The sequence below is a fragment of the Stackebrandtia albiflava genome (genome assembly GCF_007994225.1).
GTDB lineage: Bacteria > Actinomycetota > Actinomycetes > Mycobacteriales > Micromonosporaceae > Stackebrandtia > Stackebrandtia albiflava.
In genome coordinates, this window is the sequence record NZ_VLLL01000006.1 from 918,901 (window position 1) to 937,885 (window position 18,985).

Here is an 18,985-nt window from a genome sequence, read left to right on the forward strand (position 1 = left end):
AGTCCCCATGACCTCCCGTGCTCCGTCCCGTGGGCGGACGTTGCTGGATGCGCTGCTGGTCGTCGGGGTGACGTGGGGGGCGTTGGTGGTGTTGTGCGTCGCGGGCCTGGCGGCGGCCGCCGTGGCGGGTGGGTTGGTGTGGTGGGCGGCGGCTTCGCCGTCCGCGCTGCCCGCCACGGGTGGCCTGGTGTTGCTCGGTGTGCCGGTGGCGCTGTGGGTTGCGGCCGACATGTGGCTCGGCGTGGTGCTGGTGTACCAGGGGCTGCGGGTGGACCGGCCGTTCGGGTACTCGCTTTCCTACGAGGCGGCTCCCGGACTGTGGGCGATGGTGTGGGAGGCGGCGGCCGCGCTCGACGTGCCGCCGCCCGCCGAGATCAGGGTGACGCCGATGCTGAACCTGGGACTCGATTCGCCGCCGCGGAGTGTCGGCCGTCCGGTGGGGATCGACCGGTTGTACATCGGGATGCCGGTGCTCGCCATGGCCACGCCCGCCGACCTGCGTGCCCTGCTCGCCCGTGAGTTCGCCTTCTTCGCCGGTACCGAGGGGCGGCTGAGACGGGAGGCCTTCCGGTTCCGGCTGCGGTCGCTCTCCCGGCGCGCGGCCGAGCGGCGTGGCCCGGCGGCCCTGCTCGTCCGCTGGTGGATCGAAGTGCGGCGGTGGGCGTTGTCCACGACCTCGCTTCGTACCAAGCGATCCGCCGACCGGGCCGCCGCCGGGATCGTGGGCGCCGTCGCGATCCGGCACGCCCTGTGGTCCATCGCGTTGTGGAGCGCGGCCTGGGAGGAGTTCGTGGCCGGCCGCCTCTCCGCCGACCAGTCGGAGGTGGTCGCGCCACGCCGCACGTACGCGGCCTTCACGGATTTCGCCGTGGCACGCCTGGAGTACTTCGGGCGGCGCGTCACCGAAGGTATGGTGCCCGGGCTGTGGACCGACGCCGAGGAGTTGGGAACCCGGTTCGCCGCCCTGGCCGCCGAGGCAGACATGCCGCCGGACGCACCGGTACCGCCGACCGGTGCCACGGGACTCCCGATGATCACCGACTTCGATGCGTTGGCGTCGGTGCTGGAACCGAAGCTGTTCACCCTGGGCCGCACCGAACTACTCGACTGGCCGGACTACCTGGAGGCCGTCACCGCCCGGCCCCGCCGCCGGGTCGCCGAGGCCGCGTACCGGGGGTTGACCGCCGTCGCGGGACCGGACGCCGCGCGGCTGTCGTTCGTGCTGGACGAGGTCGCCGCGGGGCGCGGCGCGATGCTGTTCCGGGCGCTCAACACCGCCGGCATGCCCACCGCGTGGTTCGCGGAGATGATCTGGGTCGCCGCCTTCGACTCCGGTGTCCTGGACATCCGCGAGGACGACGACACCGGGGAGGTCGCGGTATTCGACCGGGACGGGAAGTTCTTCCACGCCCGGCGTATCGCCGATCTGTTGTCCCCGGCGCCGGAGTCGGCGGTCGAGGTGCGCGCCGCACTGGAGAAGCTGGGCGTGGACCTGGCGCTGGCACACGGCAACCCGTACGACGCGGCGGATCCGGTTCCGTGCTCGGGGATCGTCGCGGTGGACGTCAACGGGGTCGTGGGCGATCTGGTGATCACCGACGTCGGACTGTTGTTCCTGGCGGGAACCGGCCCCGGGGCCGAGGGCGCGCACGACCGGCTCGCGACCGTCCTGTCCCGGTACCCGATCCGTTCCCTCATGGAACGCTCGGCGGCTTGGCTGCCGTGGAGTGAGGTCTTCCGGGCGAGCGTGTCGGGTCCGTCGGTGTGGTGGGAGCTGACGACTCGTTCCCGGTACCGGGTCAAGGAGTCGCCTCGACGCGTGCGCATCACCACCTCGGACATGCGCACCCACGTGATTCGCTGGACCGACCGCACCGAGTCGCTTCCCGCAGCCCTCGACTTCCTCACGCACGGTCTCGGCCTCGACCACTAGGACGGTTCCGGCCACGGCTGCGAACCCGACCGCCCCTGCCGGCGGGGCGTCGGGTCAGGAACCGGTCTTGGTCTCGGTGAAGTTCCAGTACCGGTCCTCGCCCGCCTGGTTCGGTTTGCGCAGCCAGTCGGCGGGGGCGGGGCGGCTGATCAGGACGGTTCCGGCCACGATCGCGACGTTGGCGAGGCCGATCAGCAGGAAGTAGACGACCACGGTGAAGCCGCCCGGTATCGGACCGTCGTAGTCGGCGGGCAGCCGGTCGATCGCGTGGCCGGTGCCCGATTCGGACGCGTAGACCAGGCCCAGCCCTACGAGGGCCAGGACGGTGCCGGCGATCAACAGCGGCACCCGGACGTTGACCCGCCGCCACGCCAACACCGCCAGCGGGACGAGGACGACGGGTACGGCGATGGCCCACCACGGGGCCAGCGAGTAGAACGCCACGGCGGCGTCGAACTCGTGGAGGGCGATGACGTGTGGATCGCCCTCCGCGGCTTCGACCGCGGCGCGGGCCGTGGCCATCTGGCCCGCGAAGACGAGGTTCAGGATCGCGTAGGTCGCGGTCAGTACGCCCACCAGCCAGAAGGCGTAGCAGGCGTAGACGAGCTGACGTGGGCGCGGTGGAGCGTCGGACAAGGGGAACTCCTGGATGGTCGGCCGTTTCGGGATCTCGGCCGTGGGCGGGGATTACACGCCGGACGATGTCCACCGGTTGCCACCGATGTGGAGCGCCCCGCCGACCTTGAGACGGCCCGCCCACGCCGTGGAGCTGACCACCGTCGGCCCTGCGAGTCGACCGGATCGTTACCGTGAGCGGATGCAACCGCCCGGGCGGCGGTCGCGTGGTCATGGGGCGGCCGTGCGACCGGTGTCACGGGCCGCGCATCGCCCGTAGCCCTCACCCGGAAGTGCCCTCGTATGTCCACTGTCTCATCACCACCCTCCCCGCCGCTGGCGGTGTCCGCAGAGTCGTCCGGTTCCCGGGCGCTCACCTCGTTCCGCGCCGGTGTCTCACTGGTGTTGCTGGTCGGCTTCTACGTCTTCGCCCTCGCCGTCGCTGCCGGCATGGTGTGGGGCGCCGTCGCGCTGGTGACCGTCGAGGTGCACCGGGTCACCGTCGCCCTTGCAGTCCTGGCGTGCGTGTTGGCGGGCGCCATCCTGCTCGGCCTGTTCAAGGCGGTACGTCCGCAACGCCATGAGCCCGAGGGCATGGAGGTGTCCCGGCAGGACGCTCCCGGCCTGTGGGAGATGGCCGAGGACACCGCCCGTCGCGCCGGAACCCGTGCCCCCGAAGAGATCCGGTTGGTCCCGGAGGTCAACGCCGCCGTCTCGGAGGACACCCGGTTCCTCGGGTTGTCCGCCGGCAGGCGCTACCTGTACGTCGGGATGCCGTTGCTGGTCACGTTCTCCAAGTCGGAACTGCGTTCGGTGATCGCGCACGAGATGGGGCACTACGCCCACGTCCACACCCGACTCGGCGCGATCTCCTACCGGGGCCGATTGGCGATCGGCCATGTGCAACACCAGTTGTCGCAGCAGCGGTACAACCTGGTGGGCTGGCTGTTCAAGGCCTACTCGTACCTGTACCTGGCGGTGCAGAACTCGATCAGCCGGAAGCAGGAGTTGGAGGCCGACCGGTTGTCGGGCCGGATCGCCGGGCGGGACGCCGCACGCTCGGCGTTGCAGCGGCTGAACCTACTGGCGGTCGCCTGGAACTTCTACGTCGGCAACTACGTGAACCTCGGACTGGATCGCGGCCTCGCCCCGCGCGGGATCTTCGCGTCCTTCCCGACGATCATCGCGGCCCGGGAGGCGGAGTTCGCGGCCGCCGCCGCGGAACTCGCCGCCCGGCCGGCCGCACGGTGGTCGACGCACCCGGCGACCCCGGTACGGGTGGCCGCGTTGGAGTCCGCGCCGGAACACGGCGAGGTCGCGGAGACGGGACCCGCGACCGATCTGGTCGCCGGCTTCGACCGGGTGGCCGCCACCATGGAGGCCGAGGCCATCGGGCTCGGCGGACATCGCCTGCTCGACTGGGAGGACTACAGCCCGCAGGCGATCATGCAGCATCAGCGTGAAGTGGCCGAGGCCGCGTACCGGGCGATCGCCCGGGTCTCCGGTGAGGAACGCGGCCGTTTCGGGTTCGTCCTGGACGAGATCGAAGCCGGGCACGGTCCCCGGCTGTTCCCGGCCCTGGGCGGCGCCAACTTCCCGGAGGGTGGCCTGGGCGCGATCGTGTGGATCGCCGCCTACGACTCCGACGCGTTGACGGTCGCGCACCGGTGGGACGCCCCGCTGCTGGTGGAGCGCCGGAACGGGGAACCGTTCAGCGTCAAGGCGATCCTGGAGCCGCTGTCGGAGTCCCCGGAGTCGGCGGCGCTGGTGCGGGAGGCCCTGGTCGCCTCGGGTATCGATCTGGAGAAGGCACGCGGCGGTCAGGCCGAGGTGTTCGCCCGGCAGGCGCAGGTGATGGGAGCGATCGGTTCGGTGAAGCTCGACGACGTCCGGGGCGACCTGTTCATCACCGACGAGGGGCTGTTGTTCCTGGCCGGGGCCAAGGGCGGCCTGGTGAAGCGGCGGTTGAAGGCGACGCTGGCGGACAACGGAGTGGCGGAGCTGCGCGCCATGGCGGGCGCACGCTGGCTCCCCTTCGAGGAACTGAGGTCCGGGGAGGCGAAGGAGCCAGGCATCCTGTGGACGCTGGCGATGAGCAACGCCTACGCCAACCGTGACAACCCGATCAAGGTGACGTTGACGACGACCGACGGTGCGACGCACCGGTTGGCGTCGACCAACACCACCGACGCCCTGCCCGGTTCCCGCGACCTGTTGTACCGGATGGTGAACGGCGGTTCCTGACGCGCACCGGCCGGTCTCACGTGGACACCGCGTGAGACCGGCCGCCGCATCGCTCGCCTCCCCACCCGGGCGTGAAACCTGTTACCGTGGCCCACAACCGATTTCATAAAATGCAATCACTGAGGTGGGCGCGATGCCGGATTCCGTCGTCAACGACCTGTTGAGTCACACCCGATTGCTGGACGTGTCGCCACTTCCCGGAGGCGGTGAGCTGGCACTGATCAGCGACACGGGGGACGGCGCCCGGCTCTGGCGCCGCCGCCTGGACGGATCGGCGGCCACGGTCCTGCCCACCGGCCACGGCAGCCCCGGCCGGTGCGTGTGGCGCCCCGACGGCCGGGCGATCCTGCTGAGCGTCGATCCGGTGGGCGCGGAGAACTACCGTCTCACCGAAGTGGACGCCGACACGGGCGAGACCAACTGGAGCCTCGCCGCCGACGGAGTCCGCTTCGAGTTCGGCACCCCCTACGGCAGCGGGACCCGGCCCTACAGCCCCGACTCCGGGTACTTGGCGTACAGCGGCAACGCACGCGATCCGGAGGTGTTCGACGTGCTGGTCCGCGACCTGTCCACCGGACGGTCCCGCACCGTGTTGACCGGCGACGACCGGTACTACCCGATGCACTGGTCTCCCGACGGCGGCCGGTTGCTCATCATGCGCCTGCACCAGAACACCGACCACGCCCTGTACGTCCACGACGTCGAGTCCGGACGCAACCGCCGCATCACACCGCCCGGCCGCGCGAAGTGGCTGCCCGGTGGTTGGAGCGCCGACGGTACCGCGGTGTTCGTGTCCACCGACCATGGCCGTGACCTGCTGGGTCTGGCCCGGCTGGACGTCACCTCCGGTGACGTGACCTGGCTGCACCGGCCCGAGCACGAGGTCGTCGCCGTCGCGGTGTCGCCGTCGGGCGGCCGGCTCGCGTGGGGTGTCACCGTGGCCGGCCGCACCGAGATCTACACCGCGACGGCGGACGGCCGTGACGTGCGTCGGCTCGACCACGCGCCGTCCGGCATGGCCTGTGAGGAGCTGGGACTCGGCGGCGGCGCGTTGGCGTTCGTCGACGAGGACCGCGTGTCGGCCCGGATCTCCGATCCGACGCGACCGCCGGAGGCGTACCTGCTGGGCACCTTGGACGACACGGTCGAACGGCTGACCGACTGCGCCCGGAACCCGTCGGCGCCGAACCTCGTGGAACCGGAGGTCGTCGAGTATCCCGGGCACGAGGGACTTCCCGTCGAGGCGTTCGTGTACCGCCCGCACGGCGCGCACGCCGGCCGGCCCGCACCCGTGGCGGTCCTCATCCACGGCGGGCCGGAACACCGGCACGCGGCCGAATTCGACCCGCTCGTCCAGGCCCTGCTCCACGCGGGCATCGGCGTCCTCGCCCCGAACGTGCGGGGGTCCACGGGGTACGGTTCGGCCTTCCAACGGCTGGTCTACCGCGACTGGGCCGGCGGCGACGTCGAGGACGTCGAGCGGGGTGTCGCATACCTGGGCACGCGCGACTGGGTCGACACCGACCGGTTGGGGGTCTGCGGCGGCTCGTACGGCGGCCTGTCGACCCTGGCGTGCCTGGTCCGGTCACCGGAGACGTGGCGCTGCGCGGTCGACCTCTTCGGCCCCAGCGACCTCGTCGTGGACGCCACGCTCGTGCCACCGTACTGGCGTGCCAGGGTCAAGGACTGGATCGGAGACGTCGACGACCCGGCCGACCGCGAACGGTTGCGCCTGGCGAGCCCGCTCACCCACGCCGACCGCATCGCCGCCCCGCTGCTGGTGGTGCAGGGAGCCCGGGACGCGCGGGTGGCGCGACGTCATTCCGACGTACTGGTCGACCGGTTGCGCGAGCGCGGCCACGAGGTCGAGTACATGCTCCTTCTGGACGAGGGGCACGGATTCCAGAGCCGGGAGAACGAGCGCGAGGTCATCACCGCGTGGGTGGACTGGATGGTGAGACACCTGAAGCCGGACACGGTCGAGGCGACCTAACGCTCCGGAATGGACACGTGGCTCCACAGGATTGACAGGCGCCCACCGGCGGGGTCCTGCCGCTCGTGGAACTCCAGCCACAGTTCGTGCATCCGGGTCAGGAACTCCTCACTGTCCCGCGCGGACAGCCGTAGTTGGCTGCGGTGGGTGCTCACCGTGGCGTCGGGCGGCGCCTCCAGCAGTTCGGTCCGGTGCGCGCTCAGTGTCGCGAGCTCGATGTCGCGGGTCAGTTCTGGGTGTTCCGGCGATTCGAGGGACAACCGCATGGTCAGTCTGGTGGCGCGGTAGGGACGTTCCAGGGCGCCGCGCCTTCCGGTCCGCGGGGTCTCGGCCGCCAGGAATCCGTGGGCCAACAGGGAACGCACGTGCCGCAGGACGGTGGCGGGCGCGAGGCCGAGGTGATCGGCGAGTTCCTTGTTGGTGCGGGCGTGTTCGAGGCACAGGCGCAGGATGCGCCACCGCACCGGGTGCGCGAGCGACTTGAGTTCCTCGACCGTCGCCGGGCGCTGGTTGTCGTCAGTCATGAGACGGCAATGCTAGCCACACCGGGGCTCCGGCCGCCGCCGCGAGCGCCGGTCGTGGTCGCGGGGACTCGACGACATCACCGACGGCGGTAGTTATGGTTATTATATGAAGACCGGGAACATTCTATATAAGGTGGCCCCATGAGCGTGACGACATTGGATATCGACGACTCGGTACTCGAAAGAGTGCTGAGACTTTCTGGCCTGCGAACCAAGAAGGACGCGGTGAACCTTGCCCTGCGCGAGTACGCCGAACGCCATGAGCGGATCGCCGCGTTGGAACACTTCGCCGAAGTGGGCGAGTCCTGGGACTACGCGGCCTGGCGTGCTGAACACGACGGCGAGAAGGCTGGCCCCACGTGATCCGGTACCTCTTGGATTCGTCCGCGCTCTGGCGAATCCTCCGGGAACCCACCGTCAGAAAGGCGTGGGAGCCGGTAGTGGTTTCGGCGGCGATCGGGTCCTGCCATCCACAGCGCACCGAGTTCAGGCGATCCGCCCGCAATCGGGATGAGTTCGATCAGATGACCGAGATGTTCGTGCGCTTGTATCCGGACGTGCCCGTGCACGAGTCGGCGTCACGCTGGATCGAAGCCACCCAGTACCGACTCACCGCCGGCGGCGCACACCGGGGCTTGTCCGTGGTGGATCTGTCGATCGCGGCGACCGCGGCGTATCACGGGATCACCGTGCTCCACGATGACCGTGACTTCGCGACCATCGCCGAAGCCGTCGGTGATCTGCGTGAACGCCGCATCGACAGGTTTCCACAGTAGACTTCGGCGATGCGGGCCGCGGTGAGAGCCGGCGACGCCTTGACATGGTGACACCTCAGTACGGCGGGTGTGGCGGAGATCCGTGCGGAGGGGGTGGGGCTCCGGCCGCCGCCGCGAGCGCCGGTCGTGGTCGCGGGGTCGTGGTGAGAAGTTCGCCTGCCGTATACACCCTGGTCGCCGGTCACTAGGCTACCGCCTGGTACAACCGTTTCGCAGCACGTCCACCCCGCTCACGCCGCCGATCGCGGCGCACACAGTTGAGAGATTCGTATATGCCGGTAGGTAGATCCCGTCTGGCGAAGGGGGTCGCCGCGTTCAGCGTCGCGTCCCTCACCGCCGTCGCACTATCCGCAACGCCCGCGGCAGCCGCCCCCTCGACCGACGTCCTCCTGAACGAGGTCTACGGCGGAGGCGGCAACTCCGGGGCCACCTGGACCAACGACTTCATCGAACTGGCCAACCGCGGCGACCAGCCCGTCGACCTCACCGGCTGGTCGGTCCAGTACCACTCCCGTTCGGCCACCGGGACCTGGCAGGTCACGCCGCTCACCGGCGAGATCGCACCCGGCCAGCTCTACCTGATCGCGCAGGCACAGGGCAACGGCGGAACCCAACCGCTGCCGGACGCCGACGTCACCGGCACCATCCCGATGGGCGGCGGCGACGGCACCGTGGCACTGGTGTCCTCCACGACCGCGCTCACCTGCACCGCGTCCGACTGCGCCGGACAGGCGGACATCGTGGACCTCGTCGGATACGGGTCCGCCGCCATCCGCGAGGGTTCCGCCGCCACCGGCGCCTCCAACACGCAGTCCGTGCAGCGCACCGAAACCGCCGACAGCGACGACAACGCCGCCGACTTCGCCGCCGCCGCACCGACCCCCAAGGCCGCCAACTCCGGCGGGGAACCCGCACCGGAGTGCCCCGCCCAGCCCGGCGACGTGCGGATCCGCGACATCCAGGGCGACGCCTGGCTCACCCCCCTCAAGGGCGACACCGTCACCGACGTACCCGGTGTCGTGACCGCCGTCCGCACCGACGGCACCCGCGGCTTCTGGATCCAGGACACCGAACCCGACACCGATCCCGCCACCAGCGAGGCCGTGTTCGTCTACACCGGTTCGGCTCCGGTGACCGTGCGGCCCGGCGACGCCGTCATGGTGACCGCCGAGGTCACCGACTACTACCAGCTCTCCGGCGGCGAACAGTTCCCGCACACCGCGAACCTGTCGCTCACCGAGCTCACCGATCCGGTCGTGGCGGTCTGCTCCACCGGAAACCCGCTCCCGGAGGCCGAGCAGATCACCGGCGACCTGATCCCGGACGTGTACGCCCCCGACGCCCCGACCGGGAACGTCGAGGACCTGGGACGGCTGGACCCGACCCGGTCCACCATGGAGTTCTGGGAGGCCCGCGAGGGTATGCGGGTCGTCGTGACCGACACCCGCGTCGTCGGCCCCGGCAACGAGTACGGCGAGATCTACCTGACGGTGAAGCCCGACGAGTACGCCTCCGAGCGCGGCGGCACCGTCAACACCGGATACGCGAACACGCCGACCGGCCGGATCACCGTCAACCCGGTCGACGGTGAGGTCCCGCTCGCGAACGTCGGCGACGTCCTGTCCGGCGCCACCAGCGGACCTGTCGACTACATCCTCTACGGCGGCTACTCCATCGCCGCCACCGAGATCGGCGGCCACGTCGACAACGGCCTGTCCCGCCAGACCGCGACACCGCACTCCGCCGACCAGCTCGCCGTCGCCACATACAACGTCGAGAACCTCAGCCCGAAGAACCCGGCCGACAAGTTCGCCGAACTCGCCGCCGGGATAGTCACGAACCTCGCCTCGCCGGACATCGTGGCCCTGGAGGAGATCCAGGACAACACCGGTTCCACCAACGACGGCGTCGTCGCGGCCGACCAGACCCTCGACCTGCTGGTCGAGGCGATCGTCGCGGCGGGCGGACCCGCGTACGAGTGGCGGCAGATCGACCCCGCCGACGGCATGGACGGTGGACAGCCGGGCGGCAACATCCGGGTCGCGTTCCTGTTCAACCCGGAACGCGTGGAATTCGTCGACCGCTCCGGCGGCGACGCCACCACCCCGGTCGCCGTGTCGGCCGACTCCGACGGCACCGCCGCGCTGAGCGTGTCCCCCGGCCGGATCGCCCCCGGCGACACCGCCTGGGACGACAGCCGCAAACCGCTCGCCGGCGAGTTCCGGTTCAACGGCGAGAAGGTCATCGTGGTCGCCAACCACTTCAACTCCAAGGGCGGCGACCAGAACGCCGACGGCCGCTACCAGCCGCCGAACCGGGTCACCGAGACCCAGCGCATCGCCCAGGCGGCGGCCGTGAACGCCTTCGTCGACGACGTGCTCGCCGTGGACCCGCACGCGGCCGTGGTGGTCGCCGGCGACATCAACGACTACCAGTTCAGCCCCGCGGTGGAGACGCTCACCGGCGGCGACGCACCGGTGCTCATCGACCTGATCACCACGCTGCCGGAGACCGAGCAGTACACGTACGTGTTCAACGGGATCTCGCAGGTCCTCGACCACATCCTGGTCAGCCCGGCGCTCGCCGGCGCCGAATACCAGGTGGTGCACGTCAACGCCGAGTTCTCCGACCAGGTGTCCGACCACGACCCGCAGGTCGTGCGGTTGACGTTCGGCCCGCAGTGCACCGAGACCGTCACCGGGCGGCACGTCGGTCCACTGCGGATCACCGAGGGCACCTTGTGTCTCGACGACGCGCAGCAGGTCGGACCGATCACGGTCGGCCCGGGTGCCGGCCTCGTCGTGACCGGCGGCAGCGTCACCGGCCCGATCCGCACCACCGGCGCGGCGCTGGTCGAGATCTCCGGGGCACGCGTCACCGGAGCGGCCATGATCACGGGCACCACCGGTGCCGTCCTGCTCGACGGCAACCGGGTCACGGGATCGGTCATGATCACCGGCAACTCCGGCGGCGTCACCGTCTCGGACAACACCTTCACCGGTGTCGCCTCCTGTTCCGGCAACGACCCGGAACCGGGCAACGCCGGCACCCCCAACGAGTGGAACGGTGTCGCCTTCGGCCAGTGCCGAGGGCTCTGATCCGTCACGAGGCGGCGGTGGGACTCCGGTCCCGCCGCCTTCTCCGTCCCGGGGCGGTGATCCCCTCTCACCCCACTTGGTCCGCGCCGTGTCGCGCTTGGTCCCCGCCCGGTCGCCATCACCGCATTCCGGCCGCGATCCCGGTGGTTGCGCGTAGGGTGCGAGTCGAGGAGGGGAGACGCGATGGCACGCGCTGTGGGCGCCGAGGAGTTCGTCCCGGACAGCCGCCGTATCGACCGGCTCAGGAAGGCCGCCGCCGATTGCCGAGGCTGCGACCTGTACCGCCACGCCGACCGGGTCGTGTTCGGGGAGGGACCGGTGTCGGCGCGACTGCTGTTGGTGGGGGAGCAGCCCGGAGACCGGGAGGACCGCGCCGGCCATCCCTTCGTCGGCCCGGCGGGACGGATCCTGGACGAGGCACTGGAACAGGCGGGCGTGGCACGTTCCCAGGTCTATCTGACCAATGTGGTCAAGCACTTCAAGTTCACCCGTCCGGAGGGGAGGCGGCGGCTGCACAAGACCCCCGGCCGGACCGAGATCGTGGCGTGCCTGCCGTGGCTGGCCGCCGAACTCGCCGCGGTGAAACCGCGCGTCGTGGTGTGCCTGGGAGCCACCGCCGCAAAAGCCTTGCTGGGCAATCGTTTCCGCGTCACGCGGCGGCGCGGTGAGCTGCTGGACCCGGCGGCGGACCCGGACGTCACGGTGGATGAGCGGGTCGCCGATCTGTTGCCCCGGGTGCTGGCGACCATGCATCCGTCTGCGGTGCTGCGGGGGCGTCCGGAGGAGCGGGCCGCCGCCGTGGCGGATCTGGCCGACGACCTGTCCGCCGCCCACCGCGCCGCCTGACCCTTCTCATTCCGCTTGGTCCCCGTTGGCTTGGTCCCCGCCGCGTTGCGGGACACGCCCGGAATACGCCGTTTCGGAGGCCGATAGGACGCAATGGCGGGGACCAAGCGCAACCGGGCGGGGACCAAGCGGTTCTACAAGCCGCGGACGGGGCCGGACGGGACCGGGACCGAGGACCGGGTCAGGCGGCGGTGGCGACCCGTTCCGGCGAGCCGGGGCGGCGGGCGGCACGGCGGCGGCCCAGTAGGGCACCACCGAGGAACACCAGCACCATGTGCGCCGTCAGCAGCGCGAACAGCCACGTCGCCACGCCGGGGATCAGCGCCACGAGCAGCAGCAGGGCGCGACCCTCCCAGCCGAGCCCGAACTCGCGTGAACCCATCGGCGAGGCGGCCTTGTCCACCCGCGCCGCCAGGTCGTAGTGGTACAGCGCGAAGGCCGTCAGCAGGCCGAACACCAGCGGCAGCGGTACCCCGCCCACCAGCCCGCACGCGACCGCCAGCCCGTACTCACCGGCGCGCAGCCCCGCGGGGACCAACCAGTCCAGCGGCCCGGCGTGCCGGTTGCCCGCCGTCGTGACGGCCGCCAGGAGCACGATCCCCGCCACCACCGTCACCCAGCGGGCGGCGCCCGCGCCGGTCGCGGCCAGCACGATCGCCACACCGATCCCGGCGACGGCGACGGCCAGCACCGGCAGCGGCGGCACCGTCAGCGCCGGAAGCAGCCGGGACAACGGCCCGTCGTCGCGGTGGACGGCCTTGTCGGGGCGGGCCAGCACGGCCACCTTCGCCGACCAGGCGCGCAGCGTCCGGCCGGCGAGCGTGTAGGCGAACGCGACGAGCTGCCACGCCAGTAGCGCGGCCAAGGCGACCTCGCCGTTGAACAGCGCCGCGCCCAGGCCCATCACCAGCCAGCGTTCCCCGACCGGGAAGACGATCGTGCGTTTGAACCAGTACGCCGGTGAACGGCGTTGCGCGGTGAACCGCGCGGAGAGCCTGCCGAGGGTGCGGCCGAGCCGGACGGCGGCCGAGCCCGGGGCGGTCTCGCCGCCACCGGTCGTGGCGAAACCGTCCTCGGCGTACAGGAGTGAACGGGTCGCCTGGCGCAGTGTCGCCGCGTCCTGCATGGTGCCGTACCAGGTGTCGGTCATGTGCCTGACCACCTGGACGCTCAGCGCGGCGATCGCCAGCGGCCACGCCCAGTCGTGTCCGGAGGCGGCGGCGCCCCACGCGAGGCCGCCGTAGATCAGGTACTCCTTGGCGCGGTCGGCGATCATGTCCAGCCAGCCACCGAACGCGGTGAACCGGTGGGTGTAGCGGGCGAGCTGCCCGTCGACGCAGTCGAGCGCGAAACTGACGTACATCAACAGCGCGCCGCCGATCAGCGCCGGCCGTGACGCCTGCACGAACAGGGCCGCCGCCCCGAACGCCAGAAAGATCGACAACCAGGTCACCGCGACGGGCGTCAGCCGCACCCGCCGGAAGAACCGCACCAGGTGCCGGGAGTACGAGCTGATGCTGTATGTGGCGAACAGGTCGTCGTCGGCCTTGACGCACAGCCGCATCCGGACGGCGTCCTCGTCGCAGCGGGTGATGTCCTCGTGCAGCGACTCGGCGGCCGACTGCGAGTCGACCCTCCCGTACGGGACCCCCGGAACCGAGTACGCGGTGAGTTTGGTGCCGCCGCGGACCACCGCCAGCAGGACGAGCGTCCACGCGTCGGTCTCTCCGGTCAGTTCGGTGATGTCGTCGGCGAGCAGTTGGGCGACGGCGGCGCGCAGTTCCGGCAGGAACGGCTCGGTGATCTTCAGGACGCCGCAACCGGCGGCGTCGGCACCGGCGGCCCGGTGGAACCCGGTGCCGACCGACAACACCAGGCCACGGTCGCGACGCAACGGGGGCTCTCCGGGGCGGGCGTCCTCCAGCGGACCGACGAGCACGCCGCTGCGTTCGGTCGGGTCGGACAGCACCGCCGAGATCGCGGTGTCGGCGAGCAGCGCGTCGGCCGTCAACAGCAGTACCGGTTCGTCACCGGTGACCGCCTCGGCCAGCAGCCGCAGGTCACCGGCCGGATTCGTGGCCGTCCGGACCGTGACACGGCCCGGCGTGGACTCCGGGTCCACCGGGAGGCCGGGCATGATTTCGGGCCGTCCGATGACGGTGACGTCGGTGACGCCGAAACCGGCCAACTGCCGCCGCAGCCGGCCCGTGACGGTCTCGCCGGGCCGGCCGTGAAGGGGGGGCGGTAGGTGTGCTTCGGCTCCGGGGGACGTAGCCAGCAGCACCGCACGCATCAGACGGGCACCTTCTGGTCTTCCACTTGTTGGTAGGCCGCCAGCGCCTCGTCCACCGTGCCGTCTACCTGCAACTCGCCCCGGTTCAGGTAGAGGCCCCGGGTGCAGAACCGGGTGAGGTCCCGCTCGCTGTGGGACACCAGGACCAGGGTGCGGCCCTCGTCCAGCAGTGCCCGCATCACCTTGTAGCACTTCTGCTTGAACCGCTTGTCACCGACGGCCAGCGCCTCGTCGACCAGCAGGATCGGGTGTTCGAGCTGCGAGATCACCGAGAAGCCGAGCCGGACCTTCATACCCGAGGAGTAGTGACGCACCGGCGTGTCGATGTGGTCCTCGACCTCGGCGAACGCCACGATCTCGTCGAACTTGGCCTTGAGCTGCTGACGGCTCATGCCGTGCAGGGACGCCACCAGGTGGACGTTCTCACGGCCGGTCAGGTCCCCGGAGAAACCCGCCGACAACGCGATCAGCGGCGCGACCCGGCCCCGGCGCAGGACGGTGCCCTCGTCGGGGAGCAGGACGCCCGCGATCAGCCGCAGCAGCGTGGACTTGCCGGTGCCGTTGGAGCCGATGACGCCGACGGCCTCGCCCGGCTGTACGGAGAAGCTGAGGTTGCGCAGCGGCCAGAACTCCTGTCCTCCGGAGCTGCGCTCCTTGCCGCGGTGGATGAACATCTCGCGCAGTTTGGCCTTGCGCTTGCGCCCCACGGCGAAGCGAACGCCGAGGTTGTGTGCCTCGATAATCGGTTCTTCGTACATAGCCTTCTCAGTCGCTTCGTTCGGCGGGACCGGTCCGACTCTACGCAGATGTCCGACGCGGTGATGCGGTGGTGAGGTCGCCTCGGATTCATGATGCCACTGTCGTCGCGAAGCGGGACATGCGATGCCGACGGGGATACCGCCGTGGGCATCCTCCGTATCGGCGGTCGTGTCCGGCCACTCGGGGGACCGGCCGCACCACCTGCCCCGGGAAGACCGCGCGGTATCGACGGGGGTGCGCACGGCCGGGATTGATAATGTCGGCCGTCATCTGTTGTTAAACCAAGGAGAGCGGTGGAACGCGTAACCAGGGCGCAGGTGCTGTCCACGTACAAGGAACGCGACTCGTGGTGGACGGTGTTCCTCGTCGATCCGGTGGCGGGCCGGCTGGTGTGGCTGGTGTCCGCGTGGCGGTGGGTGACCCCGAACGTCCTGACGACCACGGCGTTCCTGTGCGGCCTGGCGGCGGCGGCGGCCTTCGCCCTGGGCACCTGGCCGTGGCTGGTGGCGGGCGCGCTGCTGTTCCACCTGAGTTTCACGCTCGACTGCATGGACGGCAAGGTGGCCCGGTTGCGGGGCGGCGGTTCGCTGTTCGGGGGCTGGCTCGACTACATCTTCGACCGGTTGCGGGTGTTGATCTGCGCGTTGGCGCTGTTCGGCGGCCAGTACGCCGTCTCGGGGAACCCGGTGTTCCTGTACCTGGGCACGGGCGTGGTGTTCTGTGACATGTTCCGTTACCTGAACGCCCTGTATCTCAAGGAGACCCGGCAGGGCATGCGCGCGAAACTGGCCGCCGCCTCGGGGACGACGGTGGACCGGCTCCGGCTCCAGGACGAGGCGCAACTCGTGCTGGGCGATCACGCCGGCGAGCGGGAGACCGACGACGGCGCGACGGTGGTGGACGTGCAGCAGTCGTTCAAGCAGCGGTTCGGCTGGTTCAACCGGATGCGTGACTTCCTGGTCCGGCACCGGGTGCGGTCGCACCTGTTCTCGGGTGTCGAGTTCCAGATGGCGGTGTTCATCGTCGGGCCGTTGACCACCTGGGTCTTCGGGTTCACGGTCGCGGCGATGGTGTTGCTGCTGCTGGCCGAGGCCGCCGTCACCTACAAGCTGTACCTGTCCGCGCGTGACGTGGACCGGCAGTTGGCGGCACGGTCGTGACCTCGACCGCGGTGGCGGTGCTGTTGGCGGGCGGCACCGGCTCCCGGATGGGTGCCGACCGGCCCAAGCAGTTGTTGCGGGTCGCCGGGCGGGAGTTGCTGGCGCACACCCTCGACGTCTTCGAGGCCTGCGACGACATCGACCACATCAGGGTCTACATGGCCGCCGGCCATCTCGACCACGCCCGCGAGCTCGTGGACCGGTACGGCTACCGCAAGGTAGAGGCCGTCGCGGAGGGCGGCGCCGACCGCGCCGGGTCCGTCCGGTGCGCCCTGGCGGACCTCGCCGGGGAACCCGGTGACCGTAAGGTGCTGGTGCACGACGCGGTGCGGCCGCTGGTGTCCACGCGCACGATCTCGGAGTGCGTGCGGCTACTGGACTCGGTGCCCGCGTTGACGGTCGCGGTACCGAGCACCGACACGATCCTGGAGGTCGACCCGTCGGGGGAGGGGCCGACCGTCACGGCGATCCCGGACCGGTCGCGGATGTGGCGCTGCCAGACTCCGCAGGGTTTCCGCCTGGAGGTGCTGGCCGAGGCCCACCGGCGGGCCGCCGCCGACCCGGACTTCCGGCCCACCGACGACGGCGGCGTGGTCCGCCGGTATCTGCCCGAGACCCCGATCGCCGTGGTCACCGGAGACGAGTTCAACTTGAAGGTGACTCATCCCCTGGACCTGCGGCTGGCCGAGACCCTGCTGCGTGACAGGACGTTGTAGACGATGCGCCAGCTAGTCGTGAAACTCATCGCCACCGCCGCCCCCTACGGCCTGCCGGTGGCGGCCGTCGCCGCGTTCCTGCTGGTACCGAATCCGTGGCCGGGGCACGTGCTGGCGGCCGGTGCGTTGCTGTGGGGGTGGTACCGCTACCGCGCGGACGGGCTGGGCGAGTTCCTGCCGGGCCGGGTGCTGGTGGTGGCGGCCCTGTTGATCGGGATCGCCGACGGCGGCCCGGGTCGGATCGGGGTAGCGGACGCGATCGCGGGCACCCTGCTGGTGGCGTTGATCGGTTTCGAGCCCCGACTCGTGGTGGCGTTGTCGACGCGGCGGCTCGACAGCGCGAACCTGCCGGTCAGCCGGGGGCCGGGCGAGCGCTGGATGAACACGCGCAGCGCCTACGTGTTGATCTCGGTGTTGACCGCCGGGTTCTGGCTGACGTCGGCGACGGGGGCGAACCCGTGGATCATCGCGACGGCGTGCCTGGTGGTGACCGCCGGGTTCGGGTTCGGGACCGTCGCCGCCTGGTACCTGCGCAGGCGCCGCGCCCACGCGGGCGACGCCGGAGTGGCGGAGGCCGTCGAGGCCCACGGCCCGCGGTTCGCGGTGCACTTCGCGGGGCCGCCGGGCTCGGAGTACCAGTTGTTGATGTGGCTGCCTTACTTCGCGCGCCTGGGTGACCCGTTCCTGGTCGTCGTCCGGGACCGGGCGTTCCTGCCGGTGTTGGCGGCGGCGACCGAGGCGCCGATAGTCGTCGCGCCGGGCATCGCCGACGTGGAGTCGGTGTTGACGGATTCGATACGCGCGGTCTTCTACGTCAACAACAGCATGCAGAACACCCAGTGCGTCCGGTTCGCGGAACTCACCCACATCCAGTTGATGCACGGGGACAGCGACAAACCGGCCAGTTACAACCCGATCAGCGCCATGTACGACCGGATCTTCGTGGCGGGACGCGCCGGGGTGGACAGGTATCACCGGCACGGCATCGACATCCCGGAGTCGCGGTTCCGGATCGTGGGGCACCCGCAGGCGGCGAAGGTCGCGGTGGTGCCGGGTCCACGGCCCGCCGACCGTCCGCCGGTGGTGTTGTACGCGCCGACGTGGACAGGTCTGTCCTCGGACGTGAACTTCTGTTCGCTGCCGATCGCGGCCCGGATCTGCCGGGCGATGCTGGAGCGGGGGGCGACCGTGATCGTCCGCCCGCACCCGTACACGCGGCGCAACCCGGCGGCGGCGCGGCAGTTGGACGCGCTGGAGCAGATGTTGGCGGCCGACGCGCAGCAGACGGGCAGGCCGCACGTGTTCGGCCGGGCCGCCACCGAGCGGATGTCGCTGGCCGACTGCGTCAACGCGGCAGACGTCATGGTGTGCGACGTGTCGGGGGCGGCCTCGGAGTGGCTGTACTCGGAGAAGCCGTTCGCGATCACCGACATGACGGGCGCCGGCGGCAAACTCGCCGATGAGTTCCCGTTGGCGGAGGCGGGGTACGCGGTGGAGGCCGACGCGGCCAACATCGACGAGGTGTGCGGTCTGCTGCTCGACACCGACCCGTTGGCGGAGACCCGCAGCCGTATGAAGCGGTACTACATGGGTGACTTCCCGCCCGACCGCTACGAGGACGCGTTCTTCGACGCGGCGCGGGACTGTTACCGGTGAGGCCGGTGTGGCGCAGTGCTTTCCGTGTGCCAGTGGGCTTGATCACGGTCGCTTCGGAGCGGCAACCGGAGGGTGTCGTCAAGGCGTCTTTCAGGAAGCGTCCGGAACAACACGGGATGAATCGGTCGGGGTATTGTCGGAATCCGCGATGAAGGGCTGCCGTGCATCCGATCGCGAGCCGGGTACCGCAATGGCGCGGCGTATCGTGCTGTCCTGCCGGGTGACCCGGACGTGGGCAGCGGGCCATGAACATGCGGCGTCGCGGCCGGAGCTGGTAGTCATACATGGAAATACGCTCATGTCCCGCCAAGGGTGGTGGGCCAGTCAATCCGAGTCAAGGAGACATCTTGTCGAGCAAGCCCACCGTTTACG

Annotated in this window: 14 protein-coding genes; 10 read left to right on the top strand and 4 right to left on the bottom strand. The window is 70.5% G+C overall.

Translation table 11 applies throughout. The features are described from left to right. The first annotated feature begins 7 nt into the window (after window positions 1–7). Window positions 8–1,933 carry a M48 family metalloprotease gene (locus tag LX16_RS15100; protein ID WP_147139325.1) on the top strand — a complete coding sequence of 642 codons (1,926 nt, stop codon included), beginning with the start codon at window positions 8–10 and terminating at the stop codon, window positions 1,931–1,933. Between the two features lie 54 nt (window positions 1,934–1,987). Here the strand turns inward: LX16_RS15100 and LX16_RS15105 are convergent, their stop codons facing one another. After that, window positions 1,988–2,569, bottom strand: coding sequence for a hypothetical protein (locus LX16_RS15105; RefSeq protein ID WP_147139327.1), 582 nt, complete (start codon window positions 2,567–2,569; stop codon window positions 1,988–1,990). 282 nt (window positions 2,570–2,851) lie between these two features. Between LX16_RS15105 and LX16_RS15110 the strand changes: the two genes are divergently transcribed. Next, the gene (locus LX16_RS15110) at window positions 2,852–4,792 is read left to right on the top strand and encodes a M48 family metallopeptidase (RefSeq protein ID WP_147139329.1); all 1,941 of its coding nucleotides are present in this window, start codon (window positions 2,852–2,854) and stop codon (window positions 4,790–4,792) included. A gap of 133 nt (window positions 4,793–4,925) precedes the next feature. After that, window positions 4,926–6,785 carry a S9 family peptidase gene (locus LX16_RS15115; protein WP_147139331.1) on the top strand — a complete coding sequence of 620 codons (1,860 nt, stop codon included), beginning with the start codon at window positions 4,926–4,928 and terminating at the stop codon, window positions 6,783–6,785. Here LX16_RS15115 and LX16_RS15120 read toward each other — a convergent pair. Continuing rightward, window positions 6,782–7,309 carry an ArsR/SmtB family transcription factor gene (locus tag LX16_RS15120; RefSeq protein ID WP_147139333.1) on the bottom strand — a complete coding sequence of 176 codons (528 nt, stop codon included), beginning with the start codon at window positions 7,307–7,309 and terminating at the stop codon, window positions 6,782–6,784. The genes LX16_RS15115 and LX16_RS15120 overlap by 4 nt on opposite strands. A gap of 141 nt (window positions 7,310–7,450) precedes the next feature. Between LX16_RS15120 and LX16_RS15125 the strand changes: the two genes are divergently transcribed. From LX16_RS15125 to LX16_RS15140, 4 genes are all read left to right on the top strand, one after another. Continuing rightward, window positions 7,451–7,672, top strand: a complete 222-nt coding sequence (locus tag LX16_RS15125) for a type II toxin-antitoxin system VapB family antitoxin (protein WP_147139335.1) — start codon at window positions 7,451–7,453, stop codon at window positions 7,670–7,672. Beyond that, window positions 7,669–8,085: a PIN domain-containing protein gene (locus LX16_RS15130; RefSeq protein WP_147139336.1), complete on the top strand. Its 417-nt coding sequence runs from the start codon at window positions 7,669–7,671 to the stop codon at window positions 8,083–8,085. Before LX16_RS15125 ends, LX16_RS15130 begins: the two co-directional genes overlap by 4 nt. A 272-nt stretch (window positions 8,086–8,357) precedes the next feature. Then, complete coding sequence (locus tag LX16_RS15135) at window positions 8,358–11,183, top strand: lamin tail domain-containing protein (protein WP_147139338.1); 2,826 nt, start codon at window positions 8,358–8,360, stop codon at window positions 11,181–11,183. A gap of 183 nt (window positions 11,184–11,366) precedes the next feature. Continuing rightward, a complete protein-coding gene (locus LX16_RS15140) occupies window positions 11,367–12,029 on the top strand; it encodes a UdgX family uracil-DNA binding protein (protein ID WP_147139340.1) in 663 nt (220 codons plus the stop codon). Window positions 12,030–12,210: 181 nt separating this feature from the next. Here LX16_RS15140 and LX16_RS15145 read toward each other — a convergent pair whose 3' ends face one another. Further along, the gene (locus LX16_RS15145; protein ID WP_147139342.1) at window positions 12,211–14,322 is read right to left on the bottom strand and encodes a DUF5941 domain-containing protein; all 2,112 of its coding nucleotides are present in this window, start codon (window positions 14,320–14,322) and stop codon (window positions 12,211–12,213) included. Further along, complete coding sequence (locus LX16_RS15150; protein WP_147139344.1) at window positions 14,322–15,080, bottom strand: ABC transporter ATP-binding protein; 759 nt, start codon at window positions 15,078–15,080, stop codon at window positions 14,322–14,324. The genes LX16_RS15145 and LX16_RS15150 overlap by 1 nt, the downstream gene beginning before the upstream one ends. Before the next feature lie 294 nt (window positions 15,081–15,374). Between LX16_RS15150 and LX16_RS15155 the strand changes: the two genes are divergently transcribed. From LX16_RS15155 to LX16_RS15165, 3 genes are read left to right on the top strand one after another with little or no spacing between them, the layout of a single operon-like run. Beyond that, on the top strand, window positions 15,375–16,241 hold the full coding sequence (locus LX16_RS15155) for a CDP-alcohol phosphatidyltransferase family protein (protein WP_147139346.1): 867 nt from the start codon (window positions 15,375–15,377) through the stop codon (window positions 16,239–16,241). Beyond that, window positions 16,238–16,957, top strand: a complete 720-nt coding sequence (gene ispD / locus LX16_RS15160; RefSeq protein WP_147139348.1) for a 2-C-methyl-D-erythritol 4-phosphate cytidylyltransferase — start codon at window positions 16,238–16,240, stop codon at window positions 16,955–16,957. The genes LX16_RS15155 and ispD overlap by 4 nt, the downstream gene beginning before the upstream one ends. A gap of 3 nt (window positions 16,958–16,960) precedes the next feature. Continuing rightward, a complete protein-coding gene (locus LX16_RS15165; protein WP_147139350.1) occupies window positions 16,961–18,613 on the top strand; it encodes a CDP-glycerol glycerophosphotransferase family protein in 1,653 nt (550 codons plus the stop codon). The last annotated feature ends 372 nt before the right edge of the window (window positions 18,614–18,985 follow it).

Bases quoted from the DNA above. Each gene is read 5' to 3' on its own strand.
- LX16_RS15100 (WP_147139325.1), top strand. From the start codon at position 8: ATGACCTCCCGTGCTCCGTCCCGTGGGCGGACGTTGCTGGATGCGCTG.
- LX16_RS15110 (WP_147139329.1), top strand. From the start codon at position 2,852: ATGTCCACTGTCTCATCACCACCCTCCCCGCCGCTGGCGGTGTCCGCA.
- LX16_RS15115 (WP_147139331.1), top strand. From the start codon at position 4,926: ATGCCGGATTCCGTCGTCAACGACCTGTTGAGTCACACCCGATTGCTG.
- LX16_RS15120 (WP_147139333.1), bottom strand. From the start codon at position 7,309: ATGACTGACGACAACCAGCGCCCGGCGACGGTCGAGGAACTCAAGTCG.
- LX16_RS15125 (WP_147139335.1), top strand. From the start codon at position 7,451: ATGAGCGTGACGACATTGGATATCGACGACTCGGTACTCGAAAGAGTG.
- LX16_RS15135 (WP_147139338.1), top strand. From the start codon at position 8,358: ATGCCGGTAGGTAGATCCCGTCTGGCGAAGGGGGTCGCCGCGTTCAGC.
- LX16_RS15140 (WP_147139340.1), top strand. From the start codon at position 11,367: ATGGCACGCGCTGTGGGCGCCGAGGAGTTCGTCCCGGACAGCCGCCGT.
- LX16_RS15145 (WP_147139342.1), bottom strand. From the start codon at position 14,322: ATGCGTGCGGTGCTGCTGGCTACGTCCCCCGGAGCCGAAGCACACCTA.
- LX16_RS15150 (WP_147139344.1), bottom strand. From the start codon at position 15,080: ATGTACGAAGAACCGATTATCGAGGCACACAACCTCGGCGTTCGCTTC.
- LX16_RS15165 (WP_147139350.1), top strand. From the start codon at position 16,961: ATGCGCCAGCTAGTCGTGAAACTCATCGCCACCGCCGCCCCCTACGGC.